This window comes from Agrobacterium sp. 10T429 (assembly GCF_056393925.1).
In genome coordinates this window covers 1-16373 of sequence record NZ_JBFTGV010000014.1, presented here as the reverse complement: position 1 = coordinate 16373, position 16373 = coordinate 1, and the positions used below count along the sequence as shown (strand labels likewise).

Here is a 16373-nt window from a genome sequence, read left to right as displayed (position 1 = left end):
TCCCAGATCAACTGGAGCGTCAAAATGACTGAGTTAAAATTGCTGACCCCGCTGAAGACCGAGATGTTCGAATTCAAGAACCGCGTCTTCATGGCCCCGATGACAAGAGCGCGGTCACCAGACCATGTGGCGAACGAGCTCACTGCAACCTACTACGTCCAACGCGCCACCGCTGGCCTGATCATCTCTGAGGGGACTCAGATCAGCGAGCAGGCGATCGGCTGGACGAATACGCCGGGAATCCACACGGCCGAGCAGATCGAGGGATGGCGAAAGGTCACCCGGGCAGTGCACAACGCCGGGGGCCTCATCTTCGCCCAACTCTGGCATACCGGCCGCGCTTCTCATCCAGACTTCCATGGCGGAGCCTTGCCTGTCGCGCCTTCGGCTGTGCCCTTCAATAGCCAGGCTTTCACGCCCGAGGGGCCAAAGCCGACCGTCACGCCCCGGGCTCTCACCCTCGACGAGATCCACAGTACGATTCAGGACTACGAGGCCGCCGCGCGTGCGGCCAAGGCCGCTGGTTTCGATGGGGTTGAGGTGCATGGCGCCAACGGCTATCTGCCGGCCCAATTCCTCGAGGACGGTTCCAACAAGAGAACGGACGCCTATGGCGGCCCTGTCGAAAACCGCGCCCGCTTCCTGCTCGAAGCAACCGACGCCGCAATCCGGGTATTTGGGGCTTCCCGTGTTTCGGTCAGGCTCTCGCCCCGGATACCCTACAACGACATGGGCGATAGCGACCTAGAGGGCACCTATATGTTCGCCGTCGAAGCTCTCGAAACGAGGAAGGTAGGCATTCTTCACTTCATGGAGTCGGCGCAGCTTCCCGAGGGTCTCAAGCTGCTGGCGCCCGAGGCGAGAAAGCGGTTCTCCGGCTTGTTTGTCGTAAACGTTGGATATGACCGAGAAAGTGGCGAGCGGGCGATAGCAAGCAATCTGGCGGACGCGGTGACGTTTGGAACTCTCTTCATTAGCAACCCGGACCTGCCCGAACGCTTCCGTCAAAATGCCCCATTGGCGCCGTCCGACCCGTCCAGCTACTACGTGGGCGACGAGCGAGGCTATACCGACTATCCACCCCTCGGCTGAAGCATGTCAGGCTAGGCTTCATCTGCTGTCCCGTCGCTCACTCCATTACGGACAGAGTGACGGGATCGTCGTGAGAGCAGTTCCTGATGGCTCTAGATCGTAACGAGCAGCTGCGAAGTAGTTCAACCGTTTCTGGACGATAGAGGTCGAGGATGGGGCGATGGCAGCCCGGAGGCCATGAATGGTTCGCTCGACGTTTTTTGCAAGTGCGCCCTCAGTTTGGGCAGGGCCATTTCAGTGACCATCGACGCCGATGCCGCAATGGCCGAACTCGACAAGGCAGCAGATCCTTCGATGTTCGCTCTAGCCTTTGATACCCCAACATCAGACAGCCCCGCACGACACCCTTCCCGACATTCCAAGTGGGCCAAGGTACTTGATCTGGCGCGGTTATCTGCGAGTTTGCATTTGAAGTAGTGGCAGGTCAACGGCTCGATTCCGTCCAAGGCGGTTCGTACGCACACTGCATGCCTGCCTCGTTGATGAAATCCAGTTTGGATGACACCCAAGCTTCGCCGCGACTTTGTGACGTTCCGATCGGATGGTCCTAAAGAATAGTCAACTGTGATCAGTCGACAGCGTTTAAGTTGAGCGTCGAACGACAAGCTCTCCCCGAAGAGTTACCGTCTTCAAAGCCGAACTCCCCTTGATCATACTCAGAATTGCATCAATCATTTCGTCGCGCGGTTGCTCATAGGTGGTAATGCCGTATCCGAACGAACCGGATATCTCGTAGTTGTCGAAACCCACTATCGCAATATCTTCGGGAACTTGAAGGCGAAAGTTTGCCCGGATCTCATCCATTGCGCCCATTGCCAGAATGTCGTTTTCGCACATTAGCACATCGACGCGATCTTGCGGTGAAGTCTCGCTTAAGTACTTCCTCACCGAGGCCGCACCAGCGTCCAGACTGTATTTTTCCGCGCTCATTTGGACGATGTTTTGGATGCCTTTTTCTGCCCAGAACTCCGTGAAGTAATGGCTTCTTTTTAAAGCCGTGGACAAAGCGGCAGCACCGCTCATGAAGCCCGGGCGTTTGTATCCCTGCGCATGAAGGTGGTCGACGATCTCCCTGAGAGCAAGTTCCGCGTCGCAGACAACCGCTGGCACGCCGTCGATCTGACTGTCACGTGCAAGCACGAACATAGGCGGCATGCCGCGTCCGTGCTGCAGGTCTGTCAGGGTTTCGTCGCGAAACGCTGTACCAAACAGAATGATGGCATCGACCTGACGCTGGTCCGCGTGGAGAAGTGCGTTCACATGGTTGAAGTGGCTATTGATATTGATCAGCATCACGACCAGGCCTGCGGCCTGGAGCTTCTCGGTAAGCGCCTCAAGGAAAGGGAGCTTTTGCGGGTTGGAAAAGTCATCCACGAAGACAGCGATCTGCCCCGTCGAGTTGGTGGCAAGGCTTCGTGCAAGAAGGTTCGGCGTGTAGTTCAAAGCTGCAGCGGTCTCCAGGACCTTCCGCTTGCTTTCGTCGGTAATCGATGCTCCCGGTGTGAAAGCGCGTATCACGGTCCACTTGGAGACTCCCGCGGCATCTGCCACCTGTTTAGCCGTTGCTCTCTTCCGCATAAACTCTCCGGTAATGGAACATAAATTCCATTTTTTTGATTCAGTGAAATGAATGCTTGCTTTTAACGCATTCTGACATAACATGCACCTGCTTGCACCCGGTAGCAAACATATTTGCACCCGGTAGCATTCGAATTCGTCACTCAGAGGAGTGGGTGACATTGAGGAGGAAAAAATGAAATCCATTTGGAAGAATTTCGCTTCTGCGGCTATTGCCGTGTCACTGATTGGCGCTTGGTCGGTTGGCGTCAAAGCCGAGGAGCAGCCCAGCATCATCGCCGTCACTCATGGACAAGCTTCTGACCCCTTCTGGTCGATCGTGAAAAACGGAATGATGCAGGCCGGCAAGGACATCAATGCCAAGGTTGACTACCGGGCACCCGAGACCTTCGATATGGTCGCAATGGCTCAGCTCATTGAGGCCGCAGTCAATCAAAGCCCGGCGGGCATTGTAATTTCCAATCCCGATCCGGATGCGCTAGGCCCGGCGATTGCCAAGGCCATCGCGGCCGGTATCCCCGTCATTTCCATGAATTCCGGCATTGCCGCAACGGAAAAGCTTGGCATCAAGCTTCATGTTGGCCAGGACGAACTTACCGCAGGGGCCAAGGTCGGCGAAAAACTCAAGTCTCTGGGCATGAAGCACGTGCTGTGCGTAAACCAGGAGGTGGGAAATGCCGCCCTTGACCAGCGCTGCGCAGGTACCGCCAAGGGCTTCGAAGGTGGAAAGGTAACGGTCCTGCCGACGTCCGCCGACCCGGCGGAAATTGAATCAAAGATCCAGGCTGCTTTAACCTCGGATTCTTCTGTCGATGTCGTGCTTGGCCTGTCGGCACCGCTCGTCGGTGAGCGAGCGGTTGCTGTTGTCGAGAAGATGGGCAATGGCGACAAGGTCAAGGTCGCTTCTTTCGATCTCTCGGCCAATTTCCTGAAGGCTGTTTCGGAAGGCAAGGCGCTTTTTGCCGTGGATCAGCAACCCTATCTCCAGGGATATCTGCCAGTCACATTCCTCGCGCTGAATGCAAGATATGGCACGATTCCTGCTGGAAACGTTGCCTCGGGTCCGAGCTTTGTCGAGAAGGATACCGCCGCTTCGGTGATTGAGAAGTCCTCCCAGGGTATCCGCTGAGCGGGACCCATCCGGCAGCTCCCGCACCTCCAGCGGGGGCTGCCCTCATCGCCCGACATCCGATCCGCGTGAAGCGTGAACGGCAGCCGACGGCGCACGTAAACAACTGACATCTGAGGTACGACCATGACGCTGGCCAACGAACAGAACGGGTCCCCGACTCGATCCGACGAGCGCCTGAAAAAGGTTTCGACTTTGACCGCGCTCGCGCGACGTCCGGAACTCGGCGCAGTCGCAGGACTGGTGCTCGTCACAACATTCTTCATGCTGACCGCAAACCCTGCCATGTTCACACTTGCAGGCGTCGTAAACTTCATGGCGCCAGCTGCTCAACTAGGGATTCTTGCGGTTGGCGCGGCACTCTTGATGATCGGCGGCGAATTCGATCTGTCGATCGGCTCGATGGTCGCGTTCGCAGGGCTAGTTTTTGGCACGGCCCTTGTGGTCCTTAATCTGCCGCTCAGCGTCGCGATCCTGATCGCGCTTGCTTTCGCCGTGGTCATCGGTGTCACCAACGCCCAGCTCACCATGCGCACCGGACTTCCATCGTTCATAGTAACGCTTGCGTTTCTCTTCATTCTTCGTGGCCTCACGCTCGTCGGACTGAAGTGGGCGAGCGGCGGTTCAACACAGCTTCGCGGCATGAGGGAAGCTGTGGCGGACAGTCCCCTTGCGCCGCTGTTCTCAGGCGATGCCTTCCCGGGCCTCTTCACGTGGCTTGGCAGTGCAGGCGTCATCGAGACCTTCCCCAATGGAACGCCGAAAGTCCCCGGTATCCCCGTAGAAATCCTGTGGTTTGTGCTGATTGCACTCGTCGCGACCTGGGTTCTGCTGCGCACGAGGTTTGGAAACTGGATCTTTGCATCCGGAGGCGACCCGAAGGCAGCTCGCAAGTCGGGTGTTCCCGTCGCGCGCGTAAAGACGACCCTTTTCATTGTTACCGCCATGTGCGCCACTCTTGTCGCGATCCTCACCGTGCTTGATGCGGGTTCAACCGACGCACGACGGGGATTCCAGAAGGAGTTCGAAGCCATCATTGCGGCCGTCATCGGCGGATGTCTCCTGACTGGAGGATATGGTTCGGCAATCGGTGCGTTCTTCGGATCGATCGTCTTCGGCATGGTCTTGATCGGTCTCACCTACACGTCAATCGACCAGGATTGGTACCTCGTCTTCCTCGGCGGGATGCTGCTGATTGCGGTTATTTTCAACAACATCATTCGCAAGCGTGTGACGGGAGAACGCTGATGAGCACGAGCCAGACACCACTCGTCGAGGTCAAGAACCTCGTAAAGCACTTCGGCTCGATTATCGCACTCAACGGCGTTTCGCTGAGTGTTCACGCAGGAGAGGTTCTGTGCCTCCTCGGAGATAACGGAGCCGGAAAATCAACTCTGATCAATACTCTTGCCGGCGTTCACAGACCGACATCCGGCGACTTCCTCGTCGAGGGGAAACAACATCTCTTTACCGGGCCAAGAGATGCGCTCGATGCGGGGATTGCTACCGTCTACCAGGATCTGGCGATGATCCCGCTGATGTCTGTCACTAGAAACTTCTTCATGGGTCGCGAGCCGTTGAAGGGTTTCGGTCCGTTCAAATACATGGACATGGAATTCGCGGATCGCGTGACCAGCGAAGAAATGAAGAGAATTGGCATCGATGTTCGTGAACCCGGGCAGGCCGTCGGCACGCTCTCCGGTGGCGAACGTCAATGCGTGGCGATCGCACGCGCCGTGTATTTCGGGGCGAAAGTCCTCATTCTCGATGAACCGACATCTGCACTCGGTGTTGCACAAACCTCGATGGTCCTAAAGTACATCGATCAGGTTCGTCGCAAAGGTCTGGGCGTGATTTTCATTACCCACAACGTCAGACACGCTTTTGCCGTCGGCAACCGTTTTACAGCTCTGAACAGGGGAAAGACGCTTGGCACATTTGCCAAACATGAAATCAGCCTCGATGGCCTGCAGAACCTGATGGCCGGCGGCAAAGAACTCCAGTCGATCTCCGCGGAGCTGGGCGGCACCATCTGAAGACACTTGGAAACATGAATTTTGGCCCGGCGCGTTCGCCGGGCCTTGGGACAGTCATATCCAAAATCCAGGGAACCACCCCAAATGAGCAGTACGAATAACACCCCGTTTCCGTTAGCCGCCTGCGCGGAGATGCTGTGGCGGGACAAGCCTATCGAATGGCGCGCTTCCCGATTGAAGGAGCAGGGATTTGGCGTGGGCCTCTGGAATTGGCCAGAGCACGACATCGCCAAGCTCGAAGCCACAGGTGCGACCTTCACAATTATGAACGGTTACCTGACCGGGCGCCTTACGGATGAAGAAGGTGCAGCCGAACTTTTGAGAACCGCGCGCGAAACAGCTCAGATCGGTAAACGTCTTGGCGTGCAGCGCCTCAACCTTCACGGCACTGGCCTCGGGGATCGTGGACTACCGATTCAGCCTGTCGAGGTCGTCACGGGAGCCATGTGGCTGAAGGCTCAGGATACGCTACGCCGAATCGTCGACCTCGCGGAAGAAGAAAACGTGGTTTTCACGCTGGAAAACCTCAATCTTCCCGTCGATCACCCCGGCGTTCCGTTCGGGCGCGCCGAAGACACGTTGGCACTCGTATCGAGCATCGACCACCCGCGCCTGCGTTTGAACCTGGACCTCTACCACGCGCAGATCGGTGAGGGGAACCTGATCGAACTTTGCCGAAGCAGCCTGCCGTGGATCGGTGAGATTCAGGTGGCCGATGTACCCGGGCGATTTGAGCCGGGCACCGGCGAAGTGAACTGGAAGGGGATCGCAAGAGCCCTGAGCCACATGGGCTACTCCGGCCCGATCGGGATGGAAGCATGGGCATCCGGAGATGCCGACACCGCGCTTGCTGCCTTCCGCGAAGCCTTCACTCTCTGATTTCAGAAACAGGACTAAAAATCATGACCAAGGTCAAAACAGTCAACGTCGGACTTATCGGGGCAGGGCGCATCGGTTCGTTTCATGGTGAGAGCGTCGCAAAAAGGCTTGTGGACGCGGAGCTGATAGCCGTCGCCGACCCCGCCCCCGTCGCCGCTACAAAGCTTGCGGAGAGCCTGGGCGCCGACGCTTCTTACACCGACGTTGCAGAAATGCTTTCTAACCCCGGTCTGGATGCGGTCATCATTGCGACACCCGCACGCTTTCACACCAATATCCTCGTGCAGGCTGCGGAGGCCGGCAAAGCGATTTTCTGCGAGAAGCCAATGGCGCTCACGCTTGAAGATGCGGACCGCGGCATTGCAGCCGCCAAGGCCGCAGGCGTTCCGCTGCAGGTCGGTTTTAATCGTCGCTGGGACCAGGCATTTGCCGAAGGCCGCGAAGCGATCGATGCCGGAAAGGTCGGCGCAGTTCAACTCATCCGGTCGCTAACGCGTGATCCTGGTCCGTTCGGCGGCGACCCAGACAGGATTCCTTTGTGGACCATCTTTTATGAAACGTTGATCCACGACTTCGACACCCTGCTTTGGTTGAACCCCGGCGCAAAGCCTGTCGAAGTGTTTGCAATGGCAGATGCGCTGGTTCGCTCGGACGCACGCAATACAGGCTTCCTCGATACCGCCGTCGTCAATATTCGTTTTGACAACGGCTCCATCGCGGTTGCGGAAGCAAACTTCTCTGCAATGTACGGCTACGATATTCGCGGCGAAGTATTCGGCTCCGGCGGAATGGTTGCGATGGGCGACGTACGACGTTCTAGCATGACGCTGTTCGACGCTACTGGCGTATCCAACGACACATGGCGGCGCGATACGGACCACTTCGTTCAGGCCTATACGGCGCAGCTTGCTTCCTTTGTCGATGCTGTTCGTAACGGTGTTGTTCAGAATGCACCAACAGGAGCTGATGCTCGCAACGCTCTGGCGATTGCACTTGCTGCGATTGAATCCGTGTCGAAAAAACAGCCGGTTCCTGTGAGTTGAAGGCATAGATGGCAGGGGCCGATATTGCTCCTGCCATCACATATGTATTGGAAAAATCAGCCACTCAGAAACGCATCGGCGGGGCGAAAGACAATCGTCATGGCAACGAAATCAACAGTTCAGAAGCCCAAAACAGTATATGATTTGAGAAACATGCTTGAGGTCAAAAGCTTGAGGCTATCGAGCCATCAAGAGAGAGTAGCGCGAACTGCTGTCGCTTGCCCGGAAGTCGTCGCCTTCGGGACAGCAACTTCCCTTGCTGTTTGTTGTTCCGTCACCCAGTCGACGGTGGTTCGGTTGGCGACCTCTCTTGGGTTTGAGAGTTACCGCGAATTCAGACGCGTTTTCCAGCAGCATGTGAAACTCAACGCAACCTACAGATAGGGGAATCGGTCCCTGAGTCTCGCCGTACACCTACCGTGAGGGAAAGCTGCTATTGCCAAGTTTGTTAGCTCGTGTCTCGCCGCTCGGATAGGAGCACACATTCTCACTAATCAACATCGTGCATGTTTGGCGCAGGCGCGAAAAACTGTCGGTTCACCCGGTCGCGGTATCTTCATCATAAAATTCCGTTGCGCCGGCGAATTGCCGTGAGACTAGCTTGGGCGGCAAACGCCGGGATAGGCAATGCGTTCCCATCAGTTGAGCACAGTTTCGATGCGATCATCCGTTGTGACGTTGACCTGGACTGACATGCCCTCGTAGTCAGCGGCTGTTCCGTCGTAACTTCCCCACAAAGGAACTGCCTGCTTCGGATCCCGCGCCACCCCAACACGGATAAGATCACGGTTGCCCACGATACCGTTGGTTGGGTCGAACTCAGCCCAACCGGCGCCCGGCAAATAGATCTGGCACCACGCATGGGTGGAACCGCCGCCAAGGGTGATTGATCCGTCTCGGTCTGGAACGTAGATATAGCCCGTGACGAACCTGGCCGCGAACCCAAGTGATCGAGCGGCCTCCATCATAAGTAGCGCGAAGTCGCGGCAGGTTCCCTTGCGAAGCTGCAGCGTCTCGGTCGGCGCTTGCGTTCCATGCTCTTGTCGTCGGGCATAGATGAAACTTTCATGGATGGCGTAGCACAACGTCATCAGCAGGTGCCCGGTTTCAGTGGGTTGCCCGATTCGCACGAATTGGCGCGCCCATTTACCGACCTGATCATGTGGATCAGCGTAATGGCGCTGGATGGTTCGTTCCAGATCCAGCGCTTCGTCTGGATCATATGAAAACGGGTAAGTCAAAGCGTCCTGATCGATTTGCAGATCAATTGCGACATAGGGTGTATGGTCAAGGCGAATGACGGTTTCGAAGCGGAGCTCACGTGAGGGTTGAGCAAAGCCTATGACTGCGACGCAGTTTCCGAACACATCATGGATCCAACGAAGATAGTCCGGTTCCGGGTCGATGAGGAGTCGGGAGCTCAGCAGCGTCTGATCGAAACTGTCTCTCGGTCTGAACAAAAGTCTGTGCTCTCCGAACTCAACCGGCCGTTTATAACGATAGGACGTGACGTGTCGGACGGTAAATATTGTCATCGATCACCGGGGGTACGAGGTCCAGGACGGCTGGTACCGTATCACTCTAAAGAAGCACATGCATTGTTACATCGTTCCAGCTGGCATGAGATAATCCGCGCGGGCGATGGCCCCCAACCTATTGGTGACAATCCGGCTGAGGTTGAAAACCGTGATGCAGCCTATCAAATGTCCCGAAGAAGCCCACGCCTAATCCACCTTGAGCCCGCCCGATGCGTTCGCGACGTTAAGCTAAAATCACTCTTTGTCCACTTTCAGCCGAAGCGAAAGATAGTTTTAAGTCGAAACTTCCGAAGAGGTCGTGATAACGCAACGGTCTGTCAGGGTAGATTCCTACTTCCGCGGTGTGGGGGTCAGCGGTTCACCTCTCATCAAGAGCAAAAAATGAACCTGTTACCCGTCTCAACGGCAGCGAATCTCCTAAGTCAAGCGTACTTTCGCCCGTCTCGAACGCTGAACCGGCGAGCCGCCTTAGCTCGACTGGGCGGCCGTGCTGAGCTTGCGACTTCCTTCAAGCAAATGACGCTGCAAAATTGCACTTGCAGCGTCGATATTCCGATCTCTGCAAGCCTTTAGCAGAGCACGGTGCTCCTCCTGCGATTGCTGCTCATAGTCCAAGCTGGATAGCAATACACGTACGTAGCGGTCGGCTGCATCATGGTGGGTAGCGATAAGGCCGATGAGCCGCTCATTTTGGCAGGCGCCGTAAAGTGTCATGTGGAACTGCTTATTCAGCGTCCCCCAACGTCCCACATCCTTCTCAGCGTCGATCTGGGCGAGAAATGTTGCCGCCCTGTCCAAATCGGCTGTCGTCAGCCCTACATATGATAGGCGCAAGGCTTCCGTCTCCAGTAGCGAGCGAATGGAATAGATCTCCGCAATCTCCTTGGCATCTATTCTTGCCACGAAGGCCCCCTTTGTCGGGTGAATGGTTACGAGGCCCTCGCTTTCCAGAAGCCTCAAGGCATCACGCACAGGCATGCGGCTGAACCCAAATCGTGCGGCCAGCTCGTCTTGTCGGAGCGCGACGCCACTGCGAAGCTCTCCACCGGAAATCGCTTCCCTGAGAACCCTTGCGATACGATCCGCCACGGTCTCCGGCCGGATGGTTTCAACATTTATTGCGACGAAATCGTTCATGGCCAACCTTCTCCGAGACAGCAATCATCTTGATCATGCCAAGCAACCTCGTATACGAGTATACCGCTCAGGAGATTTTTGCCATGCCTTTATCAACAGGCGTCGTTCCTTATTTCAGTCAGTGGGAAACACCGGAGATGACATTGCCCGTGCTTGCCGAAGGATCTGCGGCGCTGCTGCGCGATCCGCTCTGGCGGCAATCGGGTGCCGAGACGATCGAGGAATACGCGCGCTGGGCGGTCAATGTCTGCGGCATGGCCTGCCTGAAGATGATCCTGGCAGCGCGCGGCGACCTGCTTCCGACGCTTGCTCTCGCCCGTGCCTGCACCGCCTATGGCGGCTATGTCGTCAACGAGCTGGATGCTTCGATCAAGGGACTGATCTATGCGCCCTTCGTGACCTATGTGGGCGAGCGCTTCGGGCTCTCGGCAGAAACGATGACGGGTGTCGCAACAGAGAGCATCCCCGGTCTGCTCGCTGAACGCCCGTTCTTCATCGCCTCGGTCAATAGCGGCATACGCTGGCCGGAACGTATGCCGCCCTCAAAAGGCGGGCATCTCATTCTGGTGACGGCAGCCTCGGCTGATACGGTCCGTTTCCACAATCCATCCGGTCATGATGCTGCGAACCAGGCGGATGTGCTGCTACCGCTTGCCATATTCGACCGCTTCTTTGCCAATCGCGGCATCGCGATCGGCTTCTGACATCTATTTAGACTATTTAGACACGAGATTATTTTGGGGGTTTTCATGACATCTTCCCGCGGCAAGCTGCGCATCGCCGTTCTCTTCGGCGGCCGCTCGGCCGAACACGACGTCTCCGTCATGTCGGCGACGAATGTCGTGGGGGCACTGGAGCCCTCGAAATACGAGGCGGTGCCGATCTTCGTGACGCGGGAAGGCGAGTGGCTGCTCAGCCATTTCGAAAATGGCGTGCTCGCCAGGCCGGCAAACGGCACCGAAATCGCATTGGTGCCCGGCGGGCGTGGGCGGATGATCGCCATCGACGGCGGCAGGATGAGCGATGCCGGGAAGATCGATATTCTGTTCCCGGTTCTGCATGGTATTTTCGGCGAGGATGGTTCCGTGCAGGGACTGGCGGAGGTGGCCCGCGTGCCACTGGTTGGCTGCGGCATCCTGGGTTCAGCGACAGCGCTTGACAAGGATATCGCCAAGCAGCTGCTGCGGGCGGCGGGGTTACCGGTGGCGCGTGCTGTTACCGTGCATGCGGATCGGGTGCCGTCCTTCGACACGCTTGAGATCGCGTTGGGTTTGCCGCTGTTCGTTAAGCCGGCGCGTCAGGGGTCTTCGGTCGGCGTGCGCAAGGTTTCCGGCAACCAGGAATTTGCGCCGGCGCTCGCGGAGGGCTTCAAGCATGACCGCAAGCTGCTTGCCGAGGAATTCATCCGCGGCCGCGAGATCGAGTGCAGCGTGCTCGAGGACGCCAAGGGTGGCCTGTTCGTCTCTCGCCCGGGTGAGATCATCCCGGCCGAAAGCCATGGCTTCTATAGCTACGATGCGAAATATATCGACGACGATGGCGCGGCGCTGACGGTTCCGGCAGAGCTTCCGCCAGAGGTTGAGACGAAGATCCGCGAGACGGCAGCACTCGCCTTCCGGGCGCTCGGTTGCGACGGTATGGCGCGCGTCGATTTCTTCCTGACCGAGGACATGGCTTTTTTGGTCAACGAGGTGAACACCATTCCGGGGTTCACCGATATCAGCATGTATGCGAAGGCGATGGCGGCAAGCGGCGTCAGCTATCCTGAGGTAATCGACCGGCTCGTTGAACACGGTTTTGCGCGCGCCGGCCTCTGAGCCGCAAAATGCCTCTTCCCGGTGTAGTAGACATGCACCGGGAAGAAAAACGCCGCAGCTTCGTCTGCTCTTGTGACAAGAACTGGAATAAGCCGGATTAATGCCGTTGCATGCCTGCGTCTGCTGTGTTTCTTGCGTTTTTGGCGGGTATGTATTACATAACTTATTGAAAATTGGTGGTGATAACGATGTCTAGCGTTGCGATTAAGGTACTGTCGACGGTGAACGCCCCTTACGGGACGAACCTTTCGGCTGAGCAACTCGCTTCGAAGATTTCGGATTTTGCGAGCGTTGAGAATTTCGATGCTTCGGCATTCTCATTCTATTCCGAAGTGAAAGCCGAGCTCCAGCACCAGTTTCTGGATGAGATGGAAATCGACCACGGTACAGCATCCGAGATTGCCCAGAAATTCTCGCAGCTAGCTGGATATCCCCTCGCCCTAGCCGCCTGAGGGTTGTCCTGATGAGCCAATGGGAAAGCCTTTTCGACCAGGCTGCGTCAATTATCAATCAGGCGAACTCTTCTTTTAAACTCCTCGATAGCTGGACTTTCGGGGGTGGCACCGCCCTTATGCTCCAGATAAACCATCGTGAAAGCTTCGATATCGACATTTTCGTCGATGATCCGCAGGTCCTCCCATATCTKAACCCGACAACACAGGGCTATACCCTGCAGGTGAACCCAGATGAATATGTTTCGGACGGGACGCATGCGTTGAAAATCGTGTTCGCGGGCATCGGTGAAATTGACTTCATTTGTGCTCCAAGTCTGACCAACGATCCAACATCCCGTGTCGCAGTACGTGGAATCCAAGTTGACCTTGAGACCCCGGGCGAAATCATCGCGAAGAAGGTTCACTATCGAGGATCCTCTCTTCAGCCACGTGACATGTTCGATATCGCGTGCATCGCCAAGGCATGCGGCGATGGATACGTTCTCGAAGCTCTCTTGCCATTCAAAAACTGGGCCGCCGCTGCATTGGCCGTCGCCGAGAGAATGGATGCAGGCCTCGCTAGCACAGTTATGGGGAAGCTTCAGTATAGAGAAGGATATGCGGGTATTTCGAAAACTGCTCAAGCGACGACAATCTCGCTTTTGAAAGCGGTGTGCGATCACAAGCCATCGGTATCCGCAGCGCCTTCCTCTACATCTCCGCGCTGATTTCTACGCAACTTGGCGACCTTAGCTATACCGCCGTTCGGTCGATCATTCTTTCGGTGCGCATCATTTCGATTAGCCAGCAAAACCAAGTTAGGGCGGCGCCAGCGAGTGTGAGTGAATTGCGTCGCAAATGCTTAGCCAATCCACGACGCGTGGACGACGGTTCGAATCCGTTCAAGAGCCACAATATTGCTGGGCGTCCTGCGTTACTGGGCTAATGAGAGGCTTGCGCGTGCGTGTAAAGTGCCGCACCAACTTTTTGTGCTGCGGTTGTCGGTTTTCAGCTGGGTTTAAGCCAGTTTTTCATTTGGCATTGTACCAACACATTGCTTCTATGGTATTGACCGAAAACATCTTTCCGAAGTGAGAGTGGATCTTTTCGAAATGGAAGAATGGATCATATTCGTGCGATAACCAACAGCCATTTGTCGCCGAGCTTGCCGATCGATCGCTTCCGGATTTCATTGGCAAAGTGCCTGTCGAATTTCTCAGCCCTAAGTCTCACGGTCTGACGAGAGACGATGACCCCACGAGCTGCCAGCACATCCTCGGCCATTCGCAGACTGAGCGGAAACCGGACATAGAGCTAAACGGTATGGGCAATCACGTCAGGTGGAAATCGGTGGCGACGATAAAGAGGATCACGGGCAAGTCTGGTCATATAGCTTTATTCGACGCCCGGTTAACGTTCACTGCCTTCAGTAGCACTTCCTTCTTGCACCAGCAGGATCAGGCAGAAGCCTGTGCACCTAGACCAAACGAGACCATCGCAGCTTCACACGCACGCGTAAACCGCATCGACGGACCTTCTTTGCCGGCGGCAAGTTTGCTGACGCGTGCTCCCTCTAACAGCATGGATAGCGTATCAGCCAAAAGTTCAGGATCGCTTACACCTGTCGAACGACAAAGATCGGCAAGCCGGGAATGCTGTTCCATCTTCAACGTTTCTATTATCGCATGTGCAGGGTGCCCTTGCTCTTTCAACTCTACCGCAGCATTGGCCAAATCGCATCCATAGGGCTCGCTGGAAAGACATTGTGCGCGCGCTTTAACCCATGCCGTGAGTTGAGCCCTCGGGTCGCCCGGGTTCTCTTTTTCGAGATCTTCCCAGGCTTTATCGAGCGTTCGAGAACTGTGCTTGAGCGCTTCACACACAAGATCGTCCTTGGAACCAAAATGTCGGTATAAGGTCATCTTGTTGGTCGAGGCGGCTTCGGCAATGGCATCAACACCGATGCCGCGTATCCCATGTTCACGAAACAGTTGGCAGGCCGTTGACACAATCCGGTCACGAGGTGCGATTTTCTGCTCAGAAGCACGATCAGATGTCTCGGATTTCATGAGTTTAATTTTTACCCTCAAGCGGTGTTGACATGCGTGTTACCGATCGGTAACTATCACAAAAGTTACTTACCGGTAACACCTTGGCGCGAGCCCGTCAAGCAATCGCCCGCTTTCACAGCTTAGGAATTATCGAAAGGAGACTGAGATGAGACAGACGATAGACGAGATGACGCTCGCCGAGATTTTCGCAGATCCACTGATCCGTTCAGTCATGCGCGCCGACGACGTTGGTCTGGACGATTTCAAAGAGTTGATGCACTCGGCGGCGACGTCCTTGACGACACGCGATGGCGCAGCATTTGCTGAACAGTTTGAAACGAGCGGGCCTGCAGCTTCATCGAAGCGTACACTCGTAACCGCCGTGCAGCCCTTGTTCGCAGGTTTCTTTAAGCCTTGCGCTGCCCATATGTGAATGTGGCCTGCATCACCATCTCACAAGTCGGGCTTATCCGCGGTGGGATGGCTAATCGCACGCTGATCTTTAGATATTGGTATCTCCTGCGCCCGTTTGGGCATGAAGAAATTGTAAAGTATTTAACTATAACTAATCGCAAGAAAACCAGCGAAGCACGGTCGTGGAACAATCGGTTCTAGTCCGTGTTTTGCGAAATGCGGCCCGGCGTTTCCGCCTGTTGGCGGGGCTGTCGTTTCGCCCGCGGAATGGTGACCTGCCCGTATTTGAAGGGGCAGGCCGGCGTTTTTCGGCGCATGCATGATGCAGTTGCGATCAGAGCCGATGATGCGGCTACCGAAGCCTTGATGATCGAGGTTACGCGACGTGCAATGTCAGTCTTGCCGAACACCTCCGGCACGGGGAAGGAGCGGTATTCATGCCCTGAGGTTATCCGTGTCATTTCTCCAGAATGCCAGTATCCGCACCAAAATTCTGTCGCTCATTTTACCGCTCTGCATCATCGGTCTGGGTGCAACAGTATATATGTCCGCCCGTTACAAAAACGCGGACACGCTCTATTCAGAGTTCATTGCCGGCGACAATGCCGCGCTTGTCGAGCTTTCTCGTGCCAACCGCAATCTTCAGGCGGTGGCTTACGGTGCTTATCAGGTAATGGCATACGACACCTCCATTCCGGATTTCGCCATCGCCAAAGGCGAGTATAATACCGACAAAGGCGAACTGATCTCGCGATTGAACAACGTCAAGGCCATATTCCCGGAAGAGACGGCCACAATCGACAAACTGCTCAAACAATCTCAGAGCATCATCACAAGCACGGATAAGGCCGTCGAGCTTGGCTCCGCTAATCGTAATCAGGAGTCCGCGGCGGAACTCCTGAAGGCTGATGGGCAAATTCGCGCGGCCGGAAACGAAATAGGCTCGTTGCTGGACAAGCTTACCAAGGGTGTTGCAAAAGGCAGCGACGATCTGACGGATCAGACGAATTCCACGATCCTGACCTCGCTTGTTGTGGTTGGCATCAGCTTTGCAGCCGGCATCATTCTCGCACTTCTCGTGGCCTCGCGTGGCATCACAACGCCGATTGCCCGCCTGCGGGAGCGTATGGTGTCGCTGGCAGGCGGCGATACGGCAGCCGAGATCGATGGCATGGACCGCAAGGACGAAGTCGGCCAGATGGCGGTTGCCGTTCAGGTGTTCCGC

Annotated in this window: 17 protein-coding genes and 1 pseudogene; 13 read left to right on the top strand and 5 right to left on the bottom strand. The window is 56.1% G+C overall.

What is annotated here, in order from left to right; genetic code table 11:
* Positions 1-24: 24 nt before the first annotated feature.
* Positions 25-1092 (top strand): alkene reductase, encoded by a 1068-nt coding sequence (locus AC1DCP_RS24235; protein WP_476774725.1) that lies wholly within the window; start codon positions 25-27, stop codon positions 1090-1092.
* Between the two features lie 582 nt (positions 1093-1674).
* Here the strand turns inward: AC1DCP_RS24235 and AC1DCP_RS24230 are convergent.
* Positions 1675-2670: a LacI family DNA-binding transcriptional regulator gene (locus tag AC1DCP_RS24230; protein ID WP_019565639.1), complete on the bottom strand. Its 996-nt coding sequence runs from the start codon at positions 2668-2670 to the stop codon at positions 1675-1677.
* Positions 2671-2845: 175 nt separating this feature from the next.
* On the opposite strand from AC1DCP_RS24230, the gene AC1DCP_RS24225 reads away from it, so the two are divergent.
* From AC1DCP_RS24225 to AC1DCP_RS24200, 6 genes are all read left to right on the top strand, one after another.
* Positions 2846-3799, top strand: a complete 954-nt coding sequence (locus AC1DCP_RS24225; protein WP_174026875.1) for a substrate-binding domain-containing protein — start codon at positions 2846-2848, stop codon at positions 3797-3799.
* Positions 3800-3925: 126 nt separating this feature from the next.
* Positions 3926-5047 carry an ABC transporter permease gene (locus AC1DCP_RS24220; protein ID WP_080802569.1) on the top strand — a complete coding sequence of 374 codons (1122 nt, stop codon included), beginning with the start codon at positions 3926-3928 and terminating at the stop codon, positions 5045-5047.
* Positions 5047-5835 (top strand): ATP-binding cassette domain-containing protein, encoded by a 789-nt coding sequence (locus AC1DCP_RS24215; protein ID WP_174066503.1) that lies wholly within the window; start codon positions 5047-5049, stop codon positions 5833-5835. Before AC1DCP_RS24220 ends, AC1DCP_RS24215 begins: the two co-directional genes overlap by 1 nt.
* An 84-nt stretch (positions 5836-5919) precedes the next feature.
* Positions 5920-6714, top strand: a complete 795-nt coding sequence (locus tag AC1DCP_RS24210) for a TIM barrel protein (RefSeq protein ID WP_111800973.1) — start codon at positions 5920-5922, stop codon at positions 6712-6714.
* 23 nt (positions 6715-6737) lie between these two features.
* Positions 6738-7757, top strand: a complete 1020-nt coding sequence (locus AC1DCP_RS24205) for a Gfo/Idh/MocA family oxidoreductase (protein ID WP_112361297.1) — start codon at positions 6738-6740, stop codon at positions 7755-7757.
* An 8-nt stretch (positions 7758-7765) separates the two neighbouring features.
* Positions 7766-7900 carry a hypothetical protein gene (locus tag AC1DCP_RS24200; protein ID WP_476764830.1) on the top strand — a complete coding sequence of 45 codons (135 nt, stop codon included), beginning with the start codon at positions 7766-7768 and terminating at the stop codon, positions 7898-7900.
* A gap of 495 nt (positions 7901-8395) precedes the next feature.
* Here AC1DCP_RS24200 and AC1DCP_RS24195 read toward each other — a convergent pair whose 3' ends face one another.
* Both AC1DCP_RS24195 and AC1DCP_RS24190 read right to left on the bottom strand, forming a co-directional pair.
* A complete protein-coding gene (locus tag AC1DCP_RS24195; RefSeq protein ID WP_111800976.1) occupies positions 8396-9292 on the bottom strand; it encodes a transglutaminase family protein in 897 nt (298 codons plus the stop codon).
* A gap of 471 nt (positions 9293-9763) precedes the next feature.
* Positions 9764-10432 carry a GntR family transcriptional regulator gene (locus AC1DCP_RS24190; RefSeq protein ID WP_025591213.1) on the bottom strand — a complete coding sequence of 223 codons (669 nt, stop codon included), beginning with the start codon at positions 10430-10432 and terminating at the stop codon, positions 9764-9766.
* Positions 10433-10515: 83 nt separating this feature from the next.
* Between AC1DCP_RS24190 and AC1DCP_RS24185 the strand changes: the two genes are divergently transcribed.
* The 4 genes from AC1DCP_RS24185 to AC1DCP_RS24170 all read left to right on the top strand — a co-directional run bounded on the left by AC1DCP_RS24185 (position 10516) and on the right by AC1DCP_RS24170 (position 13411).
* Positions 10516-11136: a C39 family peptidase gene (locus AC1DCP_RS24185; RefSeq protein ID WP_476774724.1), complete on the top strand. Its 621-nt coding sequence runs from the start codon at positions 10516-10518 to the stop codon at positions 11134-11136.
* Positions 11137-11181: 45 nt separating this feature from the next.
* Positions 11182-12249: a D-alanine--D-alanine ligase family protein gene (locus AC1DCP_RS24180; protein ID WP_019565647.1), complete on the top strand. Its 1068-nt coding sequence runs from the start codon at positions 11182-11184 to the stop codon at positions 12247-12249.
* Between the two features lie 188 nt (positions 12250-12437).
* The gene (locus AC1DCP_RS24175; protein WP_013637284.1) at positions 12438-12701 is read left to right on the top strand and encodes a hypothetical protein; all 264 of its coding nucleotides are present in this window, start codon (positions 12438-12440) and stop codon (positions 12699-12701) included.
* Positions 12702-12712: 11 nt separating this feature from the next.
* A complete protein-coding gene (locus AC1DCP_RS24170) occupies positions 12713-13411 on the top strand; it encodes a nucleotidyl transferase AbiEii/AbiGii toxin family protein (RefSeq protein WP_065706113.1) in 699 nt (232 codons plus the stop codon).
* 415 nt (positions 13412-13826) lie between these two features.
* Here AC1DCP_RS24170 and AC1DCP_RS24165 read toward each other — a convergent pair.
* Positions 13827-14072, bottom strand: a pseudogene (locus tag AC1DCP_RS24165) (IS6 family transposase); the annotation flags it as partial.
* A 68-nt stretch (positions 14073-14140) separates the two neighbouring features.
* The gene (locus tag AC1DCP_RS24160) at positions 14141-14752 is read right to left on the bottom strand and encodes a TetR/AcrR family transcriptional regulator (protein ID WP_065658907.1); all 612 of its coding nucleotides are present in this window, start codon (positions 14750-14752) and stop codon (positions 14141-14143) included.
* 148 nt (positions 14753-14900) lie between these two features.
* Here AC1DCP_RS24160 and AC1DCP_RS24155 point away from each other — a divergent pair, with 148 nt between their 5' ends.
* Together AC1DCP_RS24155 and AC1DCP_RS24150 are read left to right on the top strand one after the other, a co-directional pair.
* The gene (locus AC1DCP_RS24155) at positions 14901-15167 is read left to right on the top strand and encodes a hypothetical protein (RefSeq protein ID WP_080802594.1); all 267 of its coding nucleotides are present in this window, start codon (positions 14901-14903) and stop codon (positions 15165-15167) included.
* Positions 15168-15602: 435 nt separating this feature from the next.
* Positions 15603-16373 (top strand): HAMP domain-containing protein (locus AC1DCP_RS24150; RefSeq protein ID WP_476774723.1); only part of this gene is annotated, 771 nt, incomplete at its 3' end.